General features: G+C 45.8%; 26 protein-coding genes. 15 read left to right on the plus strand and 11 right to left on the minus strand.

Annotation, left to right across the window (positions count from 1 at the left end):
- Window positions 1-100 precede the first annotated feature (100 nt).
- Window positions 101-646 carry a gamma carbonic anhydrase family protein gene (locus ACED59_RS15100; RefSeq protein ID WP_017098120.1) on the plus strand — a complete coding sequence of 182 codons (546 nt, stop codon included), beginning with the start codon at window positions 101-103 and terminating at the stop codon, window positions 644-646.
- Here the strand turns inward: ACED59_RS15100 and ACED59_RS15105 are convergent.
- The 4 genes from ACED59_RS15105 to ACED59_RS15120 all read right to left on the minus strand — a co-directional run bounded on the left by ACED59_RS15105 (window position 643) and on the right by ACED59_RS15120 (window position 3,329).
- Window positions 643-912 carry a DUF1488 domain-containing protein gene (locus ACED59_RS15105; RefSeq protein ID WP_017077329.1) on the minus strand — a complete coding sequence of 90 codons (270 nt, stop codon included), beginning with the start codon at window positions 910-912 and terminating at the stop codon, window positions 643-645. The two genes, ACED59_RS15100 and ACED59_RS15105, sit on opposite strands and share 4 nt — an antisense overlap.
- 16 nt (window positions 913-928) lie before the next feature.
- Window positions 929-1,759, minus strand: coding sequence for a shikimate dehydrogenase (aroE, locus tag ACED59_RS15110; RefSeq protein ID WP_017077328.1), 831 nt, complete (start codon window positions 1,757-1,759; stop codon window positions 929-931).
- Between the two features lie 75 nt (window positions 1,760-1,834).
- Window positions 1,835-2,752 (minus strand): oxygen-dependent coproporphyrinogen oxidase, encoded by a 918-nt coding sequence (gene hemF, locus ACED59_RS15115; RefSeq protein ID WP_017098119.1) that lies wholly within the window; start codon window positions 2,750-2,752, stop codon window positions 1,835-1,837.
- Window positions 2,753-2,771: 19 nt separating this feature from the next.
- Window positions 2,772-3,329: an L-threonylcarbamoyladenylate synthase gene (locus tag ACED59_RS15120; RefSeq protein ID WP_004735778.1), complete on the minus strand. Its 558-nt coding sequence runs from the start codon at window positions 3,327-3,329 to the stop codon at window positions 2,772-2,774.
- A 195-nt stretch (window positions 3,330-3,524) separates the two neighbouring features.
- On the opposite strand from ACED59_RS15120, the gene purE reads away from it, so the two are divergent.
- Together purE and ACED59_RS15130 are read left to right on the plus strand one after the other, a co-directional pair.
- Window positions 3,525-4,010, plus strand: coding sequence for a 5-(carboxyamino)imidazole ribonucleotide mutase (purE, locus tag ACED59_RS15125; RefSeq protein WP_371705040.1), 486 nt, complete (start codon window positions 3,525-3,527; stop codon window positions 4,008-4,010).
- 5 nt (window positions 4,011-4,015) lie between these two features.
- Window positions 4,016-5,146, plus strand: a complete 1,131-nt coding sequence (locus tag ACED59_RS15130; RefSeq protein WP_017098118.1) for a 5-(carboxyamino)imidazole ribonucleotide synthase — start codon at window positions 4,016-4,018, stop codon at window positions 5,144-5,146.
- Window positions 5,147-5,232: 86 nt separating this feature from the next.
- On the opposite strand, the gene ACED59_RS15135 is transcribed toward ACED59_RS15130, so the two are convergent.
- Genes ACED59_RS15135 through ACED59_RS15150 form a run of 4 tightly spaced genes read right to left on the minus strand, consistent with a single transcriptional unit; the run spans window position 5,233 to window position 8,495 of the window.
- Window positions 5,233-5,802: a type I DNA topoisomerase gene (locus ACED59_RS15135; RefSeq protein ID WP_017098117.1), complete on the minus strand. Its 570-nt coding sequence runs from the start codon at window positions 5,800-5,802 to the stop codon at window positions 5,233-5,235.
- A gap of 12 nt (window positions 5,803-5,814) precedes the next feature.
- Window positions 5,815-6,291 carry a DUF494 family protein gene (locus ACED59_RS15140; protein WP_009848094.1) on the minus strand — a complete coding sequence of 159 codons (477 nt, stop codon included), beginning with the start codon at window positions 6,289-6,291 and terminating at the stop codon, window positions 5,815-5,817.
- Window positions 6,292-6,294: 3 nt separating this feature from the next.
- A complete protein-coding gene (gene dprA / locus ACED59_RS15145; RefSeq protein WP_017098116.1) occupies window positions 6,295-7,407 on the minus strand; it encodes a DNA-processing protein DprA in 1,113 nt (370 codons plus the stop codon).
- Window positions 7,404-8,495 (minus strand): LysM peptidoglycan-binding domain-containing protein, encoded by a 1,092-nt coding sequence (locus tag ACED59_RS15150; protein ID WP_017098115.1) that lies wholly within the window; start codon window positions 8,493-8,495, stop codon window positions 7,404-7,406. Before ACED59_RS15150 ends, dprA begins: the two co-directional genes overlap by 4 nt.
- Before the next feature lie 140 nt (window positions 8,496-8,635).
- Here ACED59_RS15150 and def point away from each other — a divergent pair, with 140 nt between their 5' ends.
- The 6 genes from def to ACED59_RS15180 all read left to right on the plus strand — a co-directional run bounded on the left by def (window position 8,636) and on the right by ACED59_RS15180 (window position 15,146).
- On the plus strand, window positions 8,636-9,148 hold the full coding sequence (gene def, locus ACED59_RS15155; protein ID WP_004735769.1) for a peptide deformylase: 513 nt from the start codon (window positions 8,636-8,638) through the stop codon (window positions 9,146-9,148).
- Window positions 9,149-9,186: 38 nt separating this feature from the next.
- Window positions 9,187-10,152, plus strand: coding sequence for a methionyl-tRNA formyltransferase (gene fmt, locus ACED59_RS15160; protein WP_017098114.1), 966 nt, complete (start codon window positions 9,187-9,189; stop codon window positions 10,150-10,152).
- A 119-nt stretch (window positions 10,153-10,271) separates the two neighbouring features.
- Window positions 10,272-11,552, plus strand: a complete 1,281-nt coding sequence (gene rsmB, locus ACED59_RS15165) for a 16S rRNA (cytosine(967)-C(5))-methyltransferase RsmB (protein ID WP_017098113.1) — start codon at window positions 10,272-10,274, stop codon at window positions 11,550-11,552.
- Between the two features lie 35 nt (window positions 11,553-11,587).
- Entirely contained in the window at window positions 11,588-13,039 is a 1,452-nt protein-coding gene (gene trkA, locus ACED59_RS15170; RefSeq protein WP_267868334.1) for a Trk system potassium transporter TrkA, read from the plus strand.
- Between the two features lie 80 nt (window positions 13,040-13,119).
- A complete protein-coding gene (locus ACED59_RS15175; RefSeq protein WP_009848099.1) occupies window positions 13,120-14,565 on the plus strand; it encodes a TrkH family potassium uptake protein in 1,446 nt (481 codons plus the stop codon).
- Between the two features lie 26 nt (window positions 14,566-14,591).
- A complete protein-coding gene (locus ACED59_RS15180) occupies window positions 14,592-15,146 on the plus strand; it encodes a DUF3157 family protein (RefSeq protein WP_017098112.1) in 555 nt (184 codons plus the stop codon).
- A 22-nt stretch (window positions 15,147-15,168) separates the two neighbouring features.
- Here ACED59_RS15180 and ACED59_RS15185 read toward each other — a convergent pair whose 3' ends face one another.
- A complete protein-coding gene (locus ACED59_RS15185) occupies window positions 15,169-15,822 on the minus strand; it encodes a hemolysin III family protein (protein ID WP_004735763.1) in 654 nt (217 codons plus the stop codon).
- Between the two features lie 173 nt (window positions 15,823-15,995).
- Window positions 15,996-16,787, minus strand: coding sequence for a sporulation protein (locus tag ACED59_RS15190; RefSeq protein ID WP_009848102.1), 792 nt, complete (start codon window positions 16,785-16,787; stop codon window positions 15,996-15,998).
- Window positions 16,788-17,070: 283 nt separating this feature from the next.
- Here ACED59_RS15190 and ACED59_RS15195 point away from each other — a divergent pair, with 283 nt between their 5' ends.
- The 6 genes from ACED59_RS15195 to ACED59_RS15220 all read left to right on the plus strand — a co-directional run bounded on the left by ACED59_RS15195 (window position 17,071) and on the right by ACED59_RS15220 (window position 22,185).
- On the plus strand, window positions 17,071-17,238 hold the full coding sequence (locus ACED59_RS15195) for a hypothetical protein (protein WP_009848103.1): 168 nt from the start codon (window positions 17,071-17,073) through the stop codon (window positions 17,236-17,238).
- 131 nt (window positions 17,239-17,369) lie between these two features.
- Window positions 17,370-17,633: a YihD family protein gene (locus ACED59_RS15200; protein ID WP_009848104.1), complete on the plus strand. Its 264-nt coding sequence runs from the start codon at window positions 17,370-17,372 to the stop codon at window positions 17,631-17,633.
- A 326-nt stretch (window positions 17,634-17,959) separates the two neighbouring features.
- Window positions 17,960-19,378, plus strand: coding sequence for a cytochrome c oxidase accessory protein CcoG (gene ccoG / locus ACED59_RS15205; protein ID WP_017098109.1), 1,419 nt, complete (start codon window positions 17,960-17,962; stop codon window positions 19,376-19,378).
- Between the two features lie 74 nt (window positions 19,379-19,452).
- Window positions 19,453-20,439, plus strand: coding sequence for a serine/threonine protein kinase (locus ACED59_RS15210; RefSeq protein ID WP_371705043.1), 987 nt, complete (start codon window positions 19,453-19,455; stop codon window positions 20,437-20,439).
- Window positions 20,440-20,492: 53 nt separating this feature from the next.
- Window positions 20,493-21,092: a thiol:disulfide interchange protein DsbA/DsbL gene (locus tag ACED59_RS15215; protein WP_012605095.1), complete on the plus strand. Its 600-nt coding sequence runs from the start codon at window positions 20,493-20,495 to the stop codon at window positions 21,090-21,092.
- A 139-nt stretch (window positions 21,093-21,231) separates the two neighbouring features.
- The gene (locus ACED59_RS15220) at window positions 21,232-22,185 is read left to right on the plus strand and encodes a DUF2860 domain-containing protein (RefSeq protein ID WP_017098107.1); all 954 of its coding nucleotides are present in this window, start codon (window positions 21,232-21,234) and stop codon (window positions 22,183-22,185) included.
- A 141-nt stretch (window positions 22,186-22,326) separates the two neighbouring features.
- On the opposite strand, the gene ACED59_RS15225 is transcribed toward ACED59_RS15220, so the two are convergent.
- Window positions 22,327-22,707 carry an ATP-binding protein gene (locus ACED59_RS15225; RefSeq protein ID WP_371705044.1) on the minus strand — a complete coding sequence of 127 codons (381 nt, stop codon included), beginning with the start codon at window positions 22,705-22,707 and terminating at the stop codon, window positions 22,327-22,329.
- Window positions 22,708-22,720 lie beyond the last annotated feature (13 nt).

Raw genomic sequence — 22,720 nt, forward strand, 5'->3', positions numbered from 1 at the left:
TACTTTTTTGATTGTTCGAGCGTTTTTTGTTCAAAACACCCCATTTTCACTAGTATTCCCCTTAATTAAGGGCTTAAGGTGCCTATATAAAGGAGGATTTATGAGTTCAATACACAGTTATAAAGGAATATCCCCTCAGATTGGACAAGGTGTCTATATAGATACGAGTTCGGTACTGGTTGGTGATATCAAAATCGGTGACGACTCTAGTGTGTGGCCTTTAGTTGCAGCTCGAGGAGATGTGAACCACATTCATATTGGAGATAGAACGAATATCCAAGACGGCAGCGTTTTGCACGTCACCCATAAGAATGCAGAAAACCCAGAGGGTTATCCTCTACTAATAGGTAATGATGTCACTATCGGGCATAAAGTAATGCTGCATGGCTGCACCATTGAAGATCGCGTACTTGTTGGTATGGGAGCTATCGTGCTCGATGGCGTGGTTATTAAAGAAGATGTGATGATTGGTGCTGGTAGCTTGGTGCCACCGAATAAGGTACTTGAAAGCGGTTATCTATATGTAGGAAGCCCAGTAAAGCAAGCACGCCCATTAAATGATAAAGAGCGTGCCTTTTTACAGAGGTCAGCTGACAACTATGTTCAGAATAAAAACGACTATCTAGACTCTGTGTTGCCAGTCTAAAACACTTTGATCTGAATCCGATTAGAGGAGTCATACTCCTCTTCTTCTATTAACTCTTCAGCTAGCTCTTCAATATCGAAACGTAACTCTGAAAAGATAACTAAAGCTTGATCGCCTTCTTCTATATTTTTACCTGCCAATCGAGACAGCTCTTCAATAGACATAACACACTCAATCAGTGCGCCAGACTGCTGTGCAGGGAAGATGATTGATTGATTTTCTTCATCCCAATCTTGGATATCAGGAAATAGAATTGATTGATTCATTTTTATAAATACCTCATTACATCTCTAGGTTTTTACGTAGTTCTCTTAAAATCTGTTTTGTTCCTGGACGAAGACCACGCCATAGCATAAAGCTCTCTGCTGCCTGCCCCACTAGCATGCCTAAACCATCATAAGCAGCGTGAACACCATTATCTAATGCCCATTGATTGAATACCGTCGTTCCAGATCCATAAACCATGTCATAAACGGCACTATTCGAATTGAAGATAATCTCAGAAATTTCAGGAAGCTGACCACTTAAACCAGACGAGGTCGAATTAATGATGACATCAAAGCCTTCATTAACATCACTTAGCCCCATACCTTTGATATTTCCATGCGACGAAAACATCTCAGCCAATAGTTCTGCCTTTGAACTGGTTCGGTTAGCGACTACCAACTGTTGTGGCTTTTGGTCGAGAAGAGGTTGAATCACTCCTCTTGCAGCACCACCAGCGCCAAGCAGAAGAACGCGAGCCCCTTCGAGCATAACTTGATGTTGAAGAAGGTCTTGAACTAAACCCTCACCATCGGTGTTATCACCAATGATCTCTCCATCATCGAGCTTCTTAAGTGTGTTTACAGCACCTGCTAGTTCAGCCCTTTCAGTCAGGCGATTAGCGAACTGATAAGCATCTTCTTTAAATGGCGCTGTGACATTACACCCTCTACCACCTTCACTAAAAAAAGCTTGAGCAGCAATGATGAATTCACCTTGTTCTGGCTGGAGTGCTGTATAGGTAAGTTGTTGGCTGGTTTGGCGAGCAAATAATGTGTGAATGAATGGCGATTTGCTTTGCCCAATAGGGTTACCGAAAACGGCATAACGATCTACTTGCTGTGTCATATCCTTACCTAACAGAAATAAAAAAGGGTCATCTATATAGATGACCCTATCACTATCCCTATAAGGAAGGAAGAACTACCAAACTCGAGGCTTGAGGTAGTCGCTATAAAGCAGAGCTTCCGGTGAACCCGCTTGTGGTTCGTAGCGGTATTCCCAGCGAGCCAATGGCGGCATCGACATTAATATAGACTCTGTGCGACCACCGCTTTGTAGACCAAATAAGGTGCCACGGTCGTAAACTAGGTTAAATTCAACATAGCGACCACGACGATAAAGTTGGAAGTCACGCTCGCGCTCGCCGTAAGACGTCTCTTTACGTCGTTCTACAATGGGTAGATAGGCGGCTGCAAAGCCTTCACCGACAGCCTGCATATAAGCAAAGCTCTTATCGAAACCCCACTCATTAAGATCATCAAAAAACAGACCACCCACACCGCGTGTTTCGTCTCGGTGAGGCAGGTAGAAGTATTTATCACACCACTCTTTATGTTCTTGATAAACATCATCACCAAACGGCGCACAAAGATCTTTAGCGGTTTGATGCCAAGATTGGCAGTCTTCATCGAAAGGATAAAATGGCGTTAAGTCAAAACCACCACCAAACCACCAAATCGGGTCTTCCCCCTCTTTTTCCGCAATAAAGAATCGAACGTTGGCGTGTGAGGTCGGGATGTATGGGTTTTTAGGGTGGATAACTAATGAGACACCCATCGCCTCAAACTTACGTCCAGCTAATTCAGGGCGGTGAGCTGTGGCTGAGGCAGGCATCGCCTTACCCGCTACGTGAGAGAAGTTAACCCCACCTTGCTCAAATACCGCACCGTTGGTCATCACACGAGTTCGACCACCGCCACCAAGGCGTTCGCCAGGTTCACGCTCCCATGCATCTTCTTCAAACAGTGCAGTGCCATCAGCTTGCTCAAGCTGCTGGCAAATCGAATCTTGTAGGCTCAGTAAAAACTGTTTTACTGCTTCTTTATCAATTGCTGACATCTTTCTTCCTTTGCAGGGTTTAACCCTGTCTTAATATTTTCGACGTTTTTGCATCTCTAATTTCGCTTGGCTTCTCACGACCACCCGTTTGACCTTCGAGAATAGCCACCAAATGTTGACCCAGTTGCTGTTGAACTTCTTCAGTCGTCATACAAGGCGGTTCACCTGTCAGGTTAGCACTGGTCGAGGTTAACGGCTTACCGAATTCATTACACATTCTTTGAACTAAAGGGTGATCCGTCACTCGCACCGCGATGGATTCAAATTGGCCACTGACCCAGTCAGTTACTTTACTGCTGGTTGGCATTATCCAAGTCACTGGTCCCGGCCATGTTGCTTTTACGGTCGCTAACTGCGCTTCCGTCAACTGGCTTTCGTCAATATAGGGCAGCAACTGCTCGTAACTCGCAGCAATTAGGATCAACCCTTTCTCCATCGGCCGCTGTTTTAAATCGAGCAATTTCTTAATGGCTTGTGGATTATCGGGATCACAACCGACCCCAAAAACGCCTTCAGTCGGGTAAGCAATGACTTCACCTTGTTGTAATGCCTGCAAAGTATGTTGAAAGTTATCCAAGGGTTGCCTCATTAATTCTGTTATCGAACTCGCTAAGTGTACAAATTATCATTCACTGTGACTAAAGCTATTTGTTTATAAAATGTATCAATTAACAACTTAGACTGACGCAAACGTTTTCCTTAAGCAATTTTACCCGTATAATGCGCGCAAAATATCTAATCACTAATTAAATCGTACCTGAAGGAGTTTGAGATGACTGTCGGTATTATCATGGGTTCTAAATCTGATTGGCCAACAATGAAGCTAGCTGCAGAAATGTTGGATCAGTTTGGCGTGGCGTACGAAACAAAAGTGGTTTCTGCTCACCGCACACCTCAGTTGCTTGCTGACTACGCAACCAGTGCGAAAGAGCGCGGTATTAAAGTGATTATTGCTGGTGCTGGCGGTGCTGCGCATCTTCCGGGCATAGCTGCAGCTTTCACAAGCGTACCTGTTTTAGGTGTTCCTGTTCAGTCTAAAGCACTGAAAGGCATGGACTCACTGCTTTCTATCGTACAAATGCCAAAAGGTATCGCGGTAGGTACTCTGGCTATCGGTGAAGCTGGCGCAGCCAATGCAGGCATCCTAGCCGCTCAAATCATTGGTACACACAATGAAGAAGTGATGGCGAAAGTAGAAGCGTTCCGCTCTGAGCAAACAGAAACGGTTCTTGCTAATCCAAACCCTGCAGAGGACTAATTCCCATGCATGTTCTTGTGTTAGGCGCGGGCCAACTTGCTCGCATGATGTCCCTAGCTGGGGCACCGCTGAATATTGAAATTTCTGCTTTTGATGTTGGCAGCAAAAATATTGTTCATCCATTAACGCAAGCGATTCTAGGCAACGGCTTAGACAATGCGATTGAGCGTGCGGACGTCATTACTGCTGAATTCGAACATATCCCTCACGATGTTCTTGAGGTATGTGAGCGCAGCGGTAAGTTCTTACCGACAACAGAAGCAATCAAAGCTGGCGGTGACCGTCGCCTTGAAAAAATCCTGTTAGACGAAGCAAGCGTGAAAAATGCTAAGTACTACGTGATTAACTCTCGCGAAGACTTTGACGCTGCGATCGCTCACGTTGGCTTACCAATGGTATTGAAGAGCACACTTGGCGGCTACGATGGCAAAGGTCAATGGCGCTTAAAGACATTAGATAACGTTGACGCGACTTGGACAGAAATGGCTGAGTGCATCGCAGCAACAGACAACCAAGCCATTGTTGCTGAAGAGTTTGTCCCGTTTGACCGCGAAGTATCACTGGTGGGTGCTCGTGGCGCCAATGGTGAGATTCAAGTGTACCCACTGGCTGAAAATGTTCACACCGATGGCGTGTTGAGCTTATCGACAGCGATTGATGACATTGAACTGCAAGAGCAAGCGAAAACCATGTTCACTGCCATTGCTGAACGCTTAGATTACGTTGGTGTGCTCGCGCTAGAGTTCTTTGATGTTCAAGGTTCACTGCTGGTTAACGAGATTGCACCACGTGTTCATAACTCTGGCCACTGGACGCAGCAAGGCGCTGAAACTTGTCAGTTTGAGAACCACCTACGTGCCGTATGTGGGATGCCACTAGGCAGCACCAAACTGATTCGCCCAACCGCAATGATCAACATCCTTGGCGAAGATACCCTACCTGAAGCAATTCTTGCTCAAGGTGGCTGTCATGTTCATTGGTATGGTAAAGAGAAGCGTGCAGGTCGTAAGATGGGCCACATTAACGTGAGCGCTGACTACAACGCAGAGCTGCAAAGAGCGTTATGCTCACTGGCAGACATTCTCGATAAGCAAGCCTACCCTGCTGTGCATGAATTTGCTGAGCAGATGAAGTAAGTCTACATTGCTTGATGAATATAGAACGTTTATTGGATATAGAAACGGCGCTCAGTGAGCGCCGTTTTTTTGTCTATAACATCAGGTTATTGAGATTGAATGTGGTGACACTTGCGATCAGCACATTGTTTCTTGATTCCATTGGCTGTTTTCTTCTCAAGTAACAACGGGAACTGACACTCTTCACAACGACCGATAATAGGTGGTTGGTTTACTGCAAACTTACACTTTGGGTAGTTATCACAAGCATAGAAGGTTTTGCCATAGCGAGATTTACGCTCAACCAAATGGCCTCTGCCACACTCAGGACAAGCAACAAGTGGCTGCTCTTCTGGTTGTTCTTTTGGTTGATCCAAAGATTCGATGTGATTACACGTTGGGTAGCTACTACAACCAATGAACATCCCAAAGCGGCCTTGCCTTAATACCAATTCGTTTTGGCATTTAGGACATGGCACACCCAGCTCTTTCACCACGTGTCCATCGTTTTGATGCAAAGGCTTGATGTAATCACAGCTCGGATACTGCTTACAGCCTAAAAATGGGCCGTGCTTACCATGGCGAAGCTGAAGCTCCCCACCACACTGTGGACATGGTTCATGCTCTAACGCATGTTCATGTGCTGAAAAAAGCTGATTATCAATCTTACTACTCATGACAAGCCTGTATTAATGCAAGATACCTTGCTCTTTGGTGTACAACAGCTCTTCCATTTGCGTGTAAGCACTTTCATTACCCGGCACATTAAATAGCACCATTAAGATAATCCATTTCAGATCATCCAATTCAAATTCGTTGGTCTCAAGCCCCATCACACGATCAATCACCATTTCACGAATCTCTGTCGTAAGCACGTTGATCTGCTCAAGGAACAATAAGAAGCCTCGACACTCCATATTAATACGTGAAATCTCTCGACTGGTATAAATACGCATCGAGGTATTGGAACACACACTAATCGCCGCTTGGTTCTCGGTATCTTGCAATGCAGCAAGATCTTCTAACCAATGGAGGGCCTTATAAATATCATCTTGGTGAAACCCTGCTCGAAGAAGCTCATCTTCCAGCTCATCTTGATCCACCTGCAATTCAGAATCGCTATGGATGTAGGTTTCAAACAAGTACATCAGTATGTCCATCATCATAGCTTAGCCTCTCCCCTTTCGAATATAGCCACCGGAAACTGCAACAACATGCCCTGAGAGCTCAAGCTCTAAAAGCTGCATCATGACCTCATGCACAGGTATATGGGTTCTCTGTGCCAAAATATCAACGGGTGTCGCCTCTAATCCTACGTTAGCTAACAGCTGTGGAAATGGCAATTGTTCATTTTCACCCTCATTCGACGTAGGCTCGAACAAACTGGGCTGCTGATCTATAGACCAGTCTAACAGACTCTTTATTTCGATCAGAACATCTTGAGCATTTTGCACCAAACATGCACCAGCTTTAATTAAGCTATTGCCGCCACGGCTGGTAGGGCTATGAATTGAACCAGGCAGCGCAAACACTTCTCGGCCTTGCTCCATGGCATAGCGAGCTGTAATCAAAGAGCCGCTCTTCTCAGCCGCTTCAACTACCAAGGTTCCGAGCGATAACCCACTTATAATACGGTTACGGCGAGGGAAATGTTCAGGTCGTGGTTTGGCACTTGGGCGAAACTCTGAAATCAGCGCACCATTTTCGCAGATTCTATCGGCTAAGTTTCTGTGCCGCGCAGGGTAAATGGAATCTAAGCCAGAGCCTAAAACCGCGAAAGTTTCCCCTCCTTTATCTAGAGCACCATCATGAGCATAGCCGTCAATACCCAACGCTAAGCCACTGGTGACAATCAAACCATTTTGGACGAACTCTTTGGCGAAGGACTTCGCTGTCTGCAGCCCTTCGATACTGGCATTACGACTGCCAACCATTGCGATTTGAGGCTCAATCAGTTTCTCAACGTGACCTTTAACGAAAAGAACACTTGGTGCAGAGGCGGTCTCATTCAGCAGTTTGGGATAATGTGAGCAATTCGGGGTAATGATGTGATGGTTGGGTTGTCTTGCTTGCCACGCTAGGCAAGCCTCTACTTCTCTTGGGGCTTGCTCTCTTAAATAGGAGGTTTGCTTAGCTGACAAGCCAATCGCTTGCAGTTGCTGGCTTGAGTAACCAATAATATTAGAAGGGGAATCAATGCTCAGCAGACGAGAAAGGCGCTTGCCACCCAATTGCGGTACAAAACTTAGAGTTAGCCAAGCGCTCAGTTGTTGCTCATTCACTCGGTACCCTTAAGCTCTTCCGCCAAAGCAAGGTCCAAAGGCGATACCGCCAGAATGTCATTGCTAACAGGCTTAGAGCTCTGAGTGATCAAGGCCAAGCTAAAATACTCATAAGGACGAATGACCATCAAACTACCGAGTGAAGTACTTGGCAACTGCACCTTATCGCTCGCCGCCGACTCTTTATAGCTGTATTCGCCTTGCTTACCAAACACCACCGCGCCGCTTTCGCTGAGCGTAAACATAGAGCCTTGGCGAAGATTATCTTGCGAGCCTTTGTTAATAACCACGACCTGATTCTTTGCACTGTATTGGCTGCCATCTAACGAACCCAAGATATTAGCAAACTGACCCGCAGCACTAGGCACAGGATAAAACGTGGTTGAGAGCTTCACCTGACCAACGCCAAGTTCTGGTAACACGAGGTCGTTGAGCAGTACCTCTTGCAGTTGAGTCTCTATTTGCAAACTACTGAACTCAGCATCCACCTCTTTCAAGCGCGCCGTGGCGACCAAACGCAAAGAAGTCATACTCGCTTGAGGTTGCTGTCGCTGGTAAGTTTCAACAGCGCGATAGATACCCCACTTTTGATGTTGCTGATTACCCGAGATAAATAGTCGGTCTTCACCCGATAAGAAACGTTTACCATCACTTGTCCCCAACACTCGTTGAGCAGATTGAATATCTTGCTGCTCAACCAAGCGATCAGATTGTAGATACGGCAAAACAAGCCCTTCATTCACGGTAGGTACTGCTTTCTTCTCAGAGACACGAATCTTAGGGCTTAGCTTGATGACGGGTTTGAGGCTCAATACAGGCTCGCCATTAATCCAAACCAGAGACAATTTATCTCCGGGGTAAATAAGATGAGGGTTTTCTATCTCAGGATTGACCTGCCACAACCTCGGCCACAGCCATGGGCTATCAAGATACATCGCGGAGATATCCCACAAAGTATCGCCCTTCACCACCACATACGCTTCGGGTGCGCCTTGTTTAATGGTTAAAGGTTGTTCACTATTTTCAGCCATAGTGGCGAACGAAAGCGAGGCACAAATAAGAGATAAAGCGGGGAAAAAATGACGCATGACCTAGGTTCCTTGGTCTGAATATATGACATCTGATTAGAGAATTACCTTCAGGATGCTGTCATTTGACCTCTAAAATGTCTAGAATTGAGCCAACAAGGTTTAAGCTGTTTCGGCACAGTTCAATATTTCGAGTGTATATGTCTGTATTACAAGTATTAACATTACCAGATGATCGTCTACGTACCGTGGCGAAACCGGTAAAAGAAGTTACCCCAGAGATTCAAAAGTTCGTTGATGACATGATTGAAACCATGTACGACGAAGAAGGTATCGGCCTTGCTGCAACGCAAGTAGATTTCCACCAGCGCATCGTTGTTATCGATATTTCAGAAACACGTGACGAGCCTATGGTTCTGATCAACCCTGAAATTACCGACAAACGTGGCGAAGATGGTATCGAAGAAGGCTGTCTATCTGTACCAGGCGCTCGAGCTCTAGTACCTCGCGCTGCAGAAGTAACGGTTAAAGCATTAGACCGTGAAGGCAACGAATTCACATTCGACGCTGACGACCTTCTGGCTATCTGTGTTCAGCACGAACTTGACCACCTAGAAGGCAAGTTGTTTGTTGATTACCTATCGCCACTAAAGCGCAAACGTATTCAAGATAAGCTAGCGAAGATTAAACGTTTCAACGAGAAACAAGGTTAATAACCGCTGCTATTACTAAATTAAGAAGGAAGTCTACCTTGGGTCAATCTTTAAGAATTGTCTTCGCAGGTACTCCGGATTTCGCCGCCCTTCATTTGGCGGCGTTGTTGTCTTCGGAGCATGAAGTTATTGCAGTTTACACCAACCCAGATCGCCCAGCTGGTCGAGGGAAAAAACTGTCTGCACCACCAGTAAAACAACTTGCATTAGAGCACGGCATTCCGGTTTACCAGCCAGAAAACTTCAAGTCAGATGAAGCTAAGCAAGAACTAGCTGATTTAGATGCTGACATCATGGTTGTTGTCGCTTACGGCATGCTGTTACCACAAGCAGTATTAGATACGCCTCGCTTAGGTTGTATCAACGTACATGGTTCTATCTTACCGCGCTGGCGTGGTGCTGCTCCTATACAACGCTCTATCTGGGCAGGTGATAAAGAGACAGGCGTGACGATCATGCAGATGGATATCGGCCTTGATACTGGTGACATGCTAAGCATAGTAACACTGCCTATCGAAGCTACAGACACCAGCGCGTCAATGTACAACAAGTTAGCAGAGCTTGGCCCTGATGCGCTTGTTGAGTGCTTAGCCGACATCGCTTCTGGTAAAGCCGTAGCTGAGAAGCAAGACGACGAACTTGCTAACTACGCGAAGAAGCTGAGCAAAGAAGAAGCTAAAATTGATTGGAATGACAGTGCAGAACACATCGAACGTTGTGTGCGCGCTTTCAACCCGTGGCCAATAAGTCACTTTGCGATTGTTGATAGCAGCTCTAATGATGAAAAAAGCATTAAAGTTTGGCAAACGCGTGTTGATGAAGAATCGACATCTGCGCCAGCTGGCTCAATCATCAAAGCAGATAAGACTGGTATTTATGTTGCGACTGGCGACAAAGTACTAGTATTGGAACAGTTACAAGTTCCAGGTAAAAAAGCCATGTCAGTTCAAGATATCTTGAACTCACGTGCAAGCTGGTTTGAAGTTGGTACTCAACTTTCTTAACCGCTTTAAAGCTACTCAATATGTACTTTAAAACGTGTAGCTTGTAAAAACACAGTTTAGAAAACCTTTACGAGGGCAGAGATGCCCTCATGTATTCAAATAAATATTCGGTACCCCTCATGAATGTTCGCGCTGCTGCTGCAAATGTCCTATTCCAAGTTGTCGATAAAGGCCACTCTCTTTCACACGCTCTCCCTGCGGCTCAAAAAACGATCCGTCCGCGAGACCATGCTCTATTGCAAGAGATTTGCTACGGCGCACTTCGTTACCTGCCTCGCTTAGAGTCAATCGCTAACGAACTGATGGAAAACTCGCTTAAAGGTAAAAAGCGTGTATTCCACCATCTGATCTTAGTAGGCATTTACCAGTTGAGCTTTATGCGCATTCCTTCGCATGCTGCCGTTGCTGAAACAGTTGAAGCAACCAAAACACTGCGCGGCCCAAGCCTGAGTGGTTTGATCAACGCAGTACTTCGCAGCTACCTGCGCGATCAAGAAGAGCTAGATGAGAAAGCCGTTAGCCACAATGCGGGCAAATACAGCCATCCAAGCTGGATCCTAAAAATGCTTCAAGAAAGCTACCCAGATCAGTGGGAGCAATTAGTTGAAGCAAACAACAGCAAGGCACCAATGTGGCTGCGCGTAAACCGCCAACACCACACTCGTGACGAGTATGTTGAACTGCTTAAAAACGAAAACATTGAATACACACTGCACCCTGAAGCAGCTGATGCCATAAAATTAGCCTCACCTTGTGACGTTACTTTGCTTCCTGGCTTCGACAGAGGCTGGGTATCGGTGCAAGATGCTGCAGCTCAGCTTTCCGTTGATTTCCTAACACCAAAAGATGGTGAGCTAATCCTAGACTGCTGCGCAGCACCTGGTGGTAAAACTGCACACATTCTTGAACATACTCAAGACACTGAAGTGGTTGCAATCGACAGTGATATTAAACGCCTAGACCGCGTTTACGATAACCTTGAACGCCTACAACTACGTGCTGACGTAATCTGTGGTGATGCTCGCTACCCTGAAGAGTGGTGGACAGGCAGTCAGTTTGACCGCATCCTACTTGATGCTCCGTGTTCAGCGACGGGTGTAATCCGCCGTCACCCTGACATTAAGTGGCTACGCCGTGCATCTGATATTGATGCACTAGCAGAGCTGCAAAGTGAGATTTTGGATGCAATGTGGCGCCAGCTAAAAGAAGGCGGCACCATGGTTTATGCGACATGTTCTATCGCGCCGCAAGAAAATGTGCTGCAAGTGAAAGCATTCTTAGAGCGCACCGAGAACGCAACGCTGGTTGGGTCTGATATCGAAAAACCGGGGCGTCAAATACTGCCTGGTGAAGAAGATATGGATGGCTTCTACTACGCAGTTCTAGTAAAACAGGCATAACAACTAACAGCGGCTAAGAATTTATTTCTTAGCCGCTGTTTCTTTCTAGTGCATTATCAAAGCGAAATAAGAGCACTAGAATTACAACGGCAAAAAATAAGAGAAAGGCTATGAAGATCATTATTCTAGGTGCTGGACAAGTTGGCGGTACCCTTGCTGAAAACCTAGTGGGTGAAAACAATGACATCACAATCGTCGACCGCAATGCCGACCGACTTCGTGAACTTCAGGACAAATACGACCTTAGGGTTGTAAACGGTTATGCCAGCCACCCGAACACACTACGTGAAGCGGGCGCGCAAGATGCCGACATGTTGGTTGCCGTAACCAACATGGATGAAACCAACATGGCCGCATGTCAGGTTGCCTTCTCTCTGTTTAATACGCCAAACCGAATTGCCCGTATCCGCTCTCCACAGTATTTAGAAGAGAAAGAAGCACTCTTCAAATCAGGTGCAATCCCAGTCGATCACCTGATTGCACCCGAAGAACTCGTCACCAGCTACATCGAGCGCTTGATTCAATACCCAGGTGCACTACAGGTTGTGAGCTTTGCTGAACAGAAGGTTAGCCTAGTCGCAGTAAAAGCTTACTACGGTGGACCATTGGTTGGTAACGCACTGTCTGCTTTGCGTGAACACATGCCGCACATTGATACTCGTGTAGCCGCTATCTTCCGTCAAGGTCGCCCTATTCGCCCACAAGGCACCACCATCATTGAAGCCGATGATGAGGTTTTCTTTGTGGCAGCAAGTAACCACATCCGCTCAGTAATGAGTGAGCTACAGCGCCTAGAGAAGCCGTACCGCCGCATCATGATTGTCGGTGGTGGTAACATTGGTGCAAGCTTGGCGAAACGCCTTGAGCAGAGCTACAGCATCAAGCTTATCGAACGCAGCTACACTCGCGCTGAGAAGCTATCTGAAGAATTAGAAAACACCATCGTATTCTGTGGTGATGCTGCCGACCAAGAACTGCTGACCGAAGAGAACATCGATCAGGTAGATGTGTTCATCGCTCTAACCAATGAAGATGAAACCAACATCATGTCAGCAATGCTGGCGAAGCGAATGGGCGCCAAGAAGGTAATGGTACTGATTCAGCGTGGTGCTTACGTAGACCTTGTTCAGGGTGGTGTGATTGATATTGCTATCTCGCCACAGCAAGCGACCATTTCTGCGCTGCTTACCCACGTTCGTCGTGCTGATATTGTAAACGTATCATCTCTACGTCGCGGCGCTGCAGAGGCGATCGAAGCGATTGCTCACGGTGACGAAACCACCTCTAAGGTTGTTGGCCGAGCGATTGGCGACATCAAACTGCCACCGGGTACCACCATTGGTGCGATTGTTCGCGGAGAAGAGGTGCTTATCGCGCACGATAGAACCGTAATCGAACAAGATGACCACGTAGTGATGTTCCTAGTGGACAAGAAATACGTACCTGATGTTGAGTCTCTATTCCAACCGAGCCCGTTCTTCTTATAGCCTTGTTCTCGTAAGCTTCTTCTCGCAGCTTTCTTCTTGTGAGAACGACGCTCCGGCTCAAAGCGATGGTCTATTAAGCTATGGTCAACTTTCGTCCGATATTATTAGTGATAGGGTTAGTGTTATCAAAACTCGCCCTTTTCATGTACATCCCTACATTGGTTGCCTTTTTCACAGGCACCGGTGGCTTCCTCGAGTTTGGTCAATCGGTAGTGATCACGCACATTGTGGCGTTCATCTGCTTGAGTTTAGGCCGCTCCGCTAAGTTCCGACTTGGGGTGCGGGACATGTTCCTGATCACCTCTCTGGTCTGGACGATTGCCAGTGCCTTTGCTGCACTGCCGTTTGTCTTCATTAATCACATCAGCTTTACGGACGCCTACTTCGAAACCATGTCAGGTATCACCACGACGGGTTCAACCGTATTAAGCGGCTTAGACAGCATGGCACCAAGCATTCTGTTGTGGCGTTCAATACTGCAATGGTTAGGCGGTATCGGCTTTATCGTGATGGCGGTAGCGGTTCTACCAATGCTCAACGTTGGTGGTATGCGCCTGTTCCAAACTGAATCATCCGATTGGTCAGATAAAAGTAGCCCACGAGCGAAAACAGTCGCGAAAAACATCGTGGCGGTTTATCTGGTTCTGACTGGCTTATGCATCATTAGCTATCTGTTTGCAGGCATGGGCATCTTTGATGCGATCAATCACGCGTTCACAACACTGTCGACGGGGGGGTACTCAACATCAGATGGATCAATGAACCACTTCTCCAACAGTGCTCACTGGGTAGGAACACTGTTCATGTTCCTTGGCGGCCTGCCGTTCTTACTGTTCGTTAGCGCACTGCGTGGAAGAAAACTCTCAATCCTCTACAAAGACGCGCAAGTGAGAGGTTTTACATACCTGTTCTTGGTCACCAGCGCCGTAATATCAACATGGTTGGTGGTTAGAGATGGCTACACTGTTATGGATGCGATGCGTGTTTCGATGTTCAACATCGTATCAGTCGTCACCACAACCGGTTTTGGCTTAGAAGACTTCACCGCGTGGGGTGCACTGCCAACGACCTTGTTTGCATTCCTAATGATGGCGGGAGCTTGCTCGGGTTCAACCTCTGGCGGTATAAAAATCTTCCGCTTCCAGATCGCGATGACCATGCTCCACAAACAAATGATGAAGCTAATTCACCCATCGGGCGTGTTTGTTCAACGCTACAATCAGCGACCTGTGAATGACGACATTGTGCGTTCACTCGTGGCATTTGGTTTGATGTTCTTTATCACGATTATCTTAATTGCTGGTGGTTTGAGTGCGATGGGGTTAGACCCAATAACAAGCATCTCAGGCGCTATCACAGCCGTTGCCAACGTGGGTCCGGGAATGGGCAGCGTGATCGGTCCAACCGGGAACTTTGCTCCACTGCCAGACGCCGCTAAATGGTTGCTAAGTTTAGGCATGCTAATGGGACGACTCGAGATACTGACGCTCATTGTTCTATTTTTCCCAGCCTTTTGGCGACGCTAATTCCGCGAATATTTAAGGAAACACAGATGAAATCATACGTACTTCTCGCTAGCGCATTGCTCGCAAACTCAGTATTCGTAAGTTCTGCCTTTGCTGATCAAATGGTCACATTGTCTGATGGCAAGCAAGTGTTACTAAAAGACGATTTTACTTGGCAGTATGTGAGTAACGCATCATCGAATGCAGAGTCAGCATTGACGAGTATTCCTGTAGCCAAAAACACACGCGGTACCACAATCAAGATTGGAGACACCAAGCCAAGCTTGCAGCTTTCCAAATCAGGTGTGGACGTTTTGATTGGGGCAGGACTCTACGAGAATGAACAGCTAATCTTACCTATTTCAGTCACTAACCAAAGCACAGAAGCCGTTGTGCTAGTTACGCTAAATATCACAGTCTACTCACCAACGGGTGAGCTGCTGCATCAAGGCAGTATCAACACTTGGCAATCCATTAAGCGCCTTGCTGATACCTACCTTCGACCACAAACTTCGGCAGAAGGTAAATACTTAGCGATCGATGTTTATAAGTATCCTGAATATAAAATCGACGTGGAGATCACTGACGTTTCTACCCGTTAGGGGCATACCGGTTCAATCAAAACTAAACTGGTGTCACAAACAGATAGATAGCGAAGAAATGGCAAGCGCAGCCCGCCAATACAAACAAGTGCCAGATGGCATGGTTATAAGGGATGCGTTTTGCCACATAGAAAATCACACCCAGCGAGTAAATCACTCCGCCAACTGCCAGTAACACCAAACCACCTATATCGATATTCATCGCTAATTGATAAACAACTATCAAAGATAGCCAACCCATCGCTAGGTAAATGAACAGCGATAAACGCTTGAATCGATAAACGAAGGCTATCTTCATGATGATGCCCACCAGCGCAATCCCCCAGATCACCGCCATCAAACCCATAGCCAATGGGGTTCTTAAGCCCACTAAGAGAAACGGCGTGTAACTGCCTGCAATCAACAAATAAATCGCACAGTGGTCAAGGGTTTTGAGTAAGCGCTTGGTTTTCTCAGTGGTGATCGAGTGGTACAACGTGGAGGCGAGAAAGAGCAGAATAATACTGCTGCCATACACCGCCATACTAGCAACAGTTAGCATGTCGGCTTGGTAATCAAACGCACGAATAAGCAGCAAGATCAGACCAACCACGCCGAGCACAACGCCCAAGCCATGGGTTATTGCATTAGCGCGTTCTTCGATGTCACTGTATTCGCTGGCTGATGATGCAGACATGAATATCCTACTAGAGTAAATGTTCGATTGACCCAGTATTGCACATTAAGCTTACACGTGTAAGCTTAAATTTTTATGACACCTTTTATGACATTAATGACGCCTGAAATATGTAATGAAGCTAAAAGATCCAAAGCTAAATAACCAAAGAGTTAAATAAAGGGTTATAGGAACTAAGAGGCGTTATCTAGATATTCAAGTACCATCTTGCCAGCATCTTGTGGTGAGGTATCCAGTGGCACACTCAATTGACGCTGTAGCTTACCAACGCCTAGCAAGCTCGCTAACATGCCTTTTGCACCATCGCGATTTCTATCAATCTCGAACCACAACTTCAGCTCTGTTTCATCACGATGAGCCACCACTTCCAATTCACGCCAACGGCCATGATAAGGACCCGTCGTCGGCACAAACTCAAACTCTTGTACAAACGGCAGTTCAAAGCCTTTAACCGCTTCACATTCCACTTGACGAATGCGCAGGCCTTGAGCTTCAAGCTCGTTAAAAATACCATCGAGCAGTGGGTCGGGACGAACCGTTAAGGTGTCTTTATCCGATGGGTCAATCGCCATCGCAATATCCAACCCGGTTTCCAGCCATACCTTTGAATCACCAATCGTAACCGGTGTGTTCAGTGGCACATCAAACTCACATTCAAAGTCACGGGTTTCACCCGGCTGAATCACAAAGGCATACGGCAAGCTCCATTTTGCCAGCGAGTACGTCTGGTGCATTCGGCGTTTATGACCGCCCTCTTGTCCTTGCGAGTTCGCGGTAACTTCTTTGACGTAGCGACAGCATAAGTTGAGATCAATGTTATCGATCTCCTGCGGCTGAGCGCCTCCGTAGACATGTACAATAATGCTCGCCTTCTTACCTGGATAAAGCACTTCCTGTTGCAATACAGAATCCACCTTGGCAGATCCAATTCCAAAACTTGCTAACGTTTTCTTTAAGAACGACATATGCACCTCCTTTAAAACATCATCTTAAGCCTGAAAGAGGTTCAAACTCAAATATACTGCTCACACTATTTTAGCTCTAATATCGTTTAATTATCACTCAGGCGTCGATCGATAACTTAGATAGTGATAATCTAACCCTTGATATGCATGCATATCATTATCCTGATTTATTTTTCGGATTGGCGAAAGCCAGACGAGTGACTCTTCAAGTAATTGAGGCGGAGCTCATGATAAATCAGGCCATTAGATTGGCAATGGATATGCCTGACCGTTAGGTAAATTAATGCGCCCAACAGCTGTCAGGTTCTCGCACACCAACCGTAGTGCGATGCGTCGTCGTAGTGGCTTTGTTGCTGCTCCAACGGCTAAGAAATTGGCTCCTACAATGACTCTCGTTGAGAAGGCTGCTTTATTAGCACCGACTGCAACAAAAGTAATTAAAGCCGCTTAACAAAAAGCGCAGTTTTTACTGCGCTTTTTTCTTGCCCGCTCCCATCTTGAAATGTGTTTACACATTGGTATTCCCTACCCGATTTGATACCTTAGCCACAAATCATTATAAAATTTGTGGAGAAATAAAGTATGAAGTGTCACCGCATTGAAGAACTGCTTGAACTGATGGAGCCTGAGTGGCAGAAAGATCAAGAGCTTAACCTATTAGAGTTCATCATTAAGCTATCAAAAGAAGCGGGCTACCAAGGTAAGCTTGAAGAGCTAACTGACGATGTTCTTATCTACCATCTAAAAATGCGTAATAGCGAAAAAGATGAAATGATCCCAGGTCTTAAAAAAGACCAAGAAGATGATTTCAAAACCGCAATTCTAAAAGCGCGTGGCCTTCTTTAGTCGCCTATTTATTTAGGGCTCAATTGCCGTATAGATAAAACACTCAATGTTTAAAAGCGACCACTCGGTCGCTTTTTTGTTTCTGTTCGCTATTTTTTCGTCACAACTGTTATGACTTTTGTTGTTAAAGGTTGATAGCGTTAAAGAAATGAGAACAAGATTGTCGCTATAATCGCCATCCATAAGAATCTTCTAAAATAATAAGAGTGAGTGCGATACCAATAAATGCACCAAGCTCAATTTCTACAGGTTCTCTAAACCATACTTTCAAGTAATGTCGTCATGCTCGAGTTAACCGGGCAAACAAGCCACAAAAAGGATAGTCCATGAGTCAGGATAAAATCGATATCAAAGATGTGACTCCTAAAACCTTTAACCCAAAAACACATAAAGGTAATGGAGATCGATTTAACCCAAGTAACCGAATCTATGTTCGAGAAAGCAAAGGTAAATTCCAACAACTGCGCCGTTATGGCGGTTGGTTCTTACTTTTACTTTTTGCGCTTATCCCATGGATCCCATTTGGTGAGCGACAAGCGATCTTGCTCGATATCGGCAGCCAACAGTTCAACTTCTTTGGTACAACCCTATACCCACAAGATCTAACGCTACTCGCTATCCTCTTCATGATTGCGGCGTTTGGCTTGTTCTTCATAACCACCTTCTTAGGGCGAGTCTGGTGTGGCTACCTGTGTCCACAAACCGTCTGGACCTTCATGTACATCTGGTTCGAAGAGAAACTGGAAGGTGCTGCCAATAAGCGAAGAAAACAAGACTCGGGCAAACTGACGAGCAATTTAATTCTCAGAAAAACTATCAAGCACATCGCGTGGTGGGCTATTGCGATTGCGACGGGCTTAACCTTTGTCGGTTACTTCATCCCAATCAAAGAGCTGGTGGTTGGCTTCTTTACCTTTAACTCGACTTTCTGGCCAGTGTTTTGGGTATTGTTCTTTGCTGGGTGTACTTATGCGAATGCGGGATGGATGCGTTCTATTGTTTGTCTGCACATGTGTCCGTATGCGCGTTTCCAATCGGCAATGTTCGATAAAGATACCTTCATCGTGGGTTACGACACTGAACGAGGTGAAAGCCGCGGCCCTCGCTCTCGTAAAGCCGATCCAAAAGAACTTGGTCTAGGCGACTGTATTGACTGTAATTTATGCGTTCAAGTGTGCCCAACGGGTATCGATATTCGTGACGGTCTGCAATACGAGTGTATTAACTGTGGCGCGTGTATTGATGCTTGTGACAACACCATGGAACGTATGGGTTATGAGAAAGGTCTGATCAACTACACCACCGAACATAGGCTTGAGGGGCACTCAACCAAGGTGATGCGTCCTAAGCTCTTGGGCTATGGCGTAATACTAATCGTTATGTTGGGACTGTTTTTCGCACAAATCGCGAGTGTTGATCCTGCAGGCTTAAGCGTTCTGCGCGATAGAAACCAACTATTTAGAATCAATAGCCAAGGGCTTGTCGAAAATACTTACAACTTGAAAGTCATCAACAAGACTCAGCAAGAGCAAGAGTACAAACTTGATGTCAGCGGGCTGCCGGATTCTATCTGGTACGGCAAACAAACGATTACCGTAGACCCAGGTGAGGTTTTAAACCTTCCTATCAGTTTAGGCGTCGATCCAGAAAAACTGAGCTCACCAGTTTCGACAATTCAGTTTATACTCTCGGATAATGAAGAGTTTACGATGAAAGTCGAAAGCCGCTTTATCAAAAAGCTCTGATACCAGTCACCTTAGTGCTAGGTATAACAACCCAATAAATGGAAAAAGGCTCAGTAATGAGCCTTTTTTATTCTATGACGATGCAAGCCTTTAACTTTGATAACCTGACTCCTGACTTCATGTGGTACGCACTGGAGAGTATTGGAGTCCGTGCTGAATCCGGGCTTCTCGCTCTCAACAGTTACGAAAATCGAGTGTATCAAGTCACCGATGAAGACCGTAAACGCTACGTCGTTAAATTTTATCGTCCGCAGCGCTGGAACAAAGCACAGATCCAAGAAGAGCATGACTTCGCACTCGAGCTTATCGAACAAGAGATGCCAGTTGCACCTCCAATGCGAATCAATGGCGCAACCTTACATGAATATCAAGGCTACCTATTTGCATTGTTCGAAAGCGTTGGCGGCAGACAGTATGAAGTCGACAATCTAGATCAACTGGAAGGCGTTGGACGTTTTCTGGGTCGTATTCATAAAGCCAGCGCGGGAAGAACATTCCAACATCGCCCGACCATCAGCTTAGATGAATACCTTTATCAGCCACGTAAGATTCTAGAGAACTCTCAGTTTATCCCGACACACCTAGAAAAAGCGTTCTTCAATGACGTAGACCTTCTGATAAAAGAGCTAGAGAGTCAGTGGCCGAGCAACATTGACAACATCCGCCTGCATGGTGACTGCCACCCTGGCAATATCTTATGGCGTGACGGGCCAATGTTCGTCGACCTTGATGACGCACGTAACGGCCCAGCGATACAAGATTTGTGGATGCTGCTTAACGGCGAGCGTCAAGATAAGCTAATGCAACTGGATATTCTGCTAGAGAGCTATCAAGAATTTTGCGATTTTAATACCGCGCAACTGAAACTAATCGAGCCACTACGCGGTCTACGTATGGTGCATTACATGGCATGGTTGGCGAAACGATGGAACGATCCTGCATTTCCTCTAGCCTTCCCATGGTTTAATGATCCAAAATATTGGGAGCAACAAGTACTTGCTTGTAAAGAGCAAATTGCTACCCTGCAAGAGCCACCACTTTCGTTAATGCCTCAGTGGTAACAGCAATCGCAACACAACTAGATAAAAATTCAAACATAATGGAGATTGGATAAATGAAAAAGCTATTCGCATTTTTCTCATTGATCATGTTGAGCCTTTCAGCTCACGCTGCGAAATTTAACGAAGGTGAACACTACAAAGTTCTCGATCTAGAAGCATCAAAAAAACCAATGGTGACAGAGTTCTTCTCTTTCTACTGCCCACACTGTAATAGCTTTGAACCAATCATCCAACAGCTAAAACAACAGCTACCAAAAGACGCTAAGCTACAGAAGAACCATGTTTCATTCATGGGTGGTAACATGGGCCTGCCAATGAGCAAAGCTTACGCGACCATGATTGCCCTGAAAGTTGAAGATAAAATGGTACCAGTGATGTTTAACCGCATCCACACCATGAACAAGCCACCACGCGATGAAGCAGAATTGCGTCAAATCTTCCTAGACGAAGGCGTTGATGCTAAGAAATTCGATGCGGCATACAACGGCTTTGCAGTCGACTCTATGGTTCGCCGCTTCGACAAAGCATTCAAAGACAGCGGTCTTTCTGGTGTTCCTGCGGTCGTAGTTAACAACCGCTACCTAGTAGACGCTCAAGGTATTAGCTCTCTCGATGAGTACTTCGAGCTCGTTAACTTTCTACTTAAGAAGTAACGTATTGATTAAAGGAAGCTTCGGCTTCCTTTTTTGCACTAGTTCAAAAAGATTCATCAATAAACAATCATCCTGAAAACGTTGTGCTTTACTGATATCAATATCCAGTCCTAAGAACTGGTAGGCAAGGAGCCTTTGAATGAAAATAAAAATAACGCTTTTGGCACTGAGCATTGCAGCCTCTCCTGCTTTTGCCAAGCTTGCAGACGAACAAGGTTTCAGTGGTGAAATCTCTATTAATACAGGGGTTACCTCTTCCACCTCAAACTTTAATACCGATGCTGATAGCACCATTTCGTCAAATACACAGAAAGCCTCATCTGAGAGCTCATTTCTTGTCGCACCTTTAGGCAGTGTCGCTTACACCTTTGGTGAGAAGCTAAATCACCAGGTGTACACAGGTACCGCTCGTGATGACGTAGCAACAGGTACTGTTGTACTGGAGGTTGGCTATAAATACCAACTAGAGTCAGGCATGACCATCGACGCTTCACTTCTGCCGACTATCATGTCTGGTGAGACTTGGGCCGATCCGTACAACACCACTTCAGGTCGCACCAAAACGGATGAAACAGGCAATGCCTTTCGTTTGAAACTAAGTAGCATTGCGGGCTCAGCTTTCTCGTTAGACATGGCCTACGCCACCAAAGATGTAGAAGATGATCGAGTTAGAGAAGAACTACAGCGTGATGCCAATACTTTCTACCTGAAAGGTCAGTACCGTCAGCCAATCAATCGTACCATGATGTTAGTGCCATCATTGATTTACCAATCAAGTTCTGCCGATGGCAAAGCTGCTTCTTATGAGCAGTTCGGTGGTGAAGTCAGCTTATTCGGCGGTATGGGTCGTCACCAATACGCACTAACAGCGGGCTATAACCAACGCTCTTACGATGCAAGCAACCCTATCTACGACAAGAAGCGCAGCGACGACAACATCAACCTGTTTGCCGCGTATGAATATGATCAATTCATGGACTGGGAAAACTGGTCGTTTGTTTCGCTTGCGGGCTATGGCACCAGCGACTCAAACATTACCTTCTACGATGAATCACAATACATCGTCTCAGTTGGCCTGAACTACAAGTTCTAGTTAGGCATCACTACTCGCTAATAACCATTAGTTCATAACAATTGGTTCATAACAACGAAAGCCTACGTAAAAAGCAGGCTTTCTTGTTTCTATACCAATCACAGTAAATAAATGACCCGTTGTTTACTACGATTGGTATGACTACACCGCTTGAGCCGTAAGTTGCTTCAACAATCGATCCATTGCTCGATAACCAAGTGCCTCTGATAAATGCTTCTTTTCAATCTGCGCATTACCCTCTAGGTCCGCAATAGTTCGCGCTACCTTGATGATTCGATGATAAGCACGAATCGATAAGCCCAGTCGATGCAGTGCCGTTTCTAAAAACTCCGCATCCTCGCGTCGCAATGGGCAATACTTTTCAATTTCTCGGCTACCTAACAGTGCGTTCGACTTATGGTTTCGAGATAACATCAACTGACGCGCTTGTTTAACTCGTTGCTTCACGACTTGAGTGGTTTCACCACGGTCACCTCCTTCGGCTAACATCCCTTTGGGCAATAGAGGGATCTCTAACGACATATCAAATCGATCC

Origin of the sequence: Vibrio sp. FF266 (assembly GCF_041439695.1) — a bacterium.
Taxonomy (GTDB): domain Bacteria; phylum Pseudomonadota; class Gammaproteobacteria; order Enterobacterales; family Vibrionaceae; genus Vibrio; species Vibrio tasmaniensis_A.

Coding starts and splice junctions, on each gene's coding strand:
- ACED59_RS15100 (WP_017098120.1), top strand. CDS start 101: ATGAGTTCAATACACAGTTATAAAGGAATATCCCCTCAGATTGGACAA.
- ACED59_RS15105 (WP_017077329.1), bottom strand. CDS start 912: ATGAATCAATCAATTCTATTTCCTGATATCCAAGATTGGGATGAAGAA.
- aroE (WP_017077328.1), bottom strand. CDS start 1,759: ATGACACAGCAAGTAGATCGTTATGCCGTTTTCGGTAACCCTATTGGG.
- hemF (WP_017098119.1), bottom strand. CDS start 2,752: ATGTCAGCAATTGATAAAGAAGCAGTAAAACAGTTTTTACTGAGCCTA.
- purE (WP_371705040.1), top strand. CDS start 3,525: ATGACTGTCGGTATTATCATGGGTTCTAAATCTGATTGGCCAACAATG.
- ACED59_RS15130 (WP_017098118.1), top strand. CDS start 4,016: ATGCATGTTCTTGTGTTAGGCGCGGGCCAACTTGCTCGCATGATGTCC.
- ACED59_RS15135 (WP_017098117.1), bottom strand. CDS start 5,802: ATGAGTAGTAAGATTGATAATCAGCTTTTTTCAGCACATGAACATGCG.
- ACED59_RS15140 (WP_009848094.1), bottom strand. CDS start 6,291: ATGATGATGGACATACTGATGTACTTGTTTGAAACCTACATCCATAGC.
- ACED59_RS15150 (WP_017098115.1), bottom strand. CDS start 8,495: ATGCGTCATTTTTTCCCCGCTTTATCTCTTATTTGTGCCTCGCTTTCG.
- def (WP_004735769.1), top strand. CDS start 8,636: ATGTCTGTATTACAAGTATTAACATTACCAGATGATCGTCTACGTACC.
- rsmB (WP_017098113.1), top strand. CDS start 10,272: ATGAATGTTCGCGCTGCTGCTGCAAATGTCCTATTCCAAGTTGTCGAT.
- ACED59_RS15175 (WP_009848099.1), top strand. CDS start 13,120: ATGGTCAACTTTCGTCCGATATTATTAGTGATAGGGTTAGTGTTATCA.
- ACED59_RS15180 (WP_017098112.1), top strand. CDS start 14,592: ATGAAATCATACGTACTTCTCGCTAGCGCATTGCTCGCAAACTCAGTA.
- ACED59_RS15185 (WP_004735763.1), bottom strand. CDS start 15,822: ATGTCTGCATCATCAGCCAGCGAATACAGTGACATCGAAGAACGCGCT.
- ACED59_RS15190 (WP_009848102.1), bottom strand. CDS start 16,787: ATGTCGTTCTTAAAGAAAACGTTAGCAAGTTTTGGAATTGGATCTGCC.
- ACED59_RS15195 (WP_009848103.1), top strand. CDS start 17,071: ATGCGCCCAACAGCTGTCAGGTTCTCGCACACCAACCGTAGTGCGATG.
- ACED59_RS15200 (WP_009848104.1), top strand. CDS start 17,370: ATGAAGTGTCACCGCATTGAAGAACTGCTTGAACTGATGGAGCCTGAG.
- ccoG (WP_017098109.1), top strand. CDS start 17,960: ATGAGTCAGGATAAAATCGATATCAAAGATGTGACTCCTAAAACCTTT.
- ACED59_RS15210 (WP_371705043.1), top strand. CDS start 19,453: ATGACGATGCAAGCCTTTAACTTTGATAACCTGACTCCTGACTTCATG.
- ACED59_RS15215 (WP_012605095.1), top strand. CDS start 20,493: ATGAAAAAGCTATTCGCATTTTTCTCATTGATCATGTTGAGCCTTTCA.
- ACED59_RS15220 (WP_017098107.1), top strand. CDS start 21,232: ATGAAAATAAAAATAACGCTTTTGGCACTGAGCATTGCAGCCTCTCCT.
- ACED59_RS15225 (WP_371705044.1), bottom strand. CDS start 22,707: ATGTCGTTAGAGATCCCTCTATTGCCCAAAGGGATGTTAGCCGAAGGA.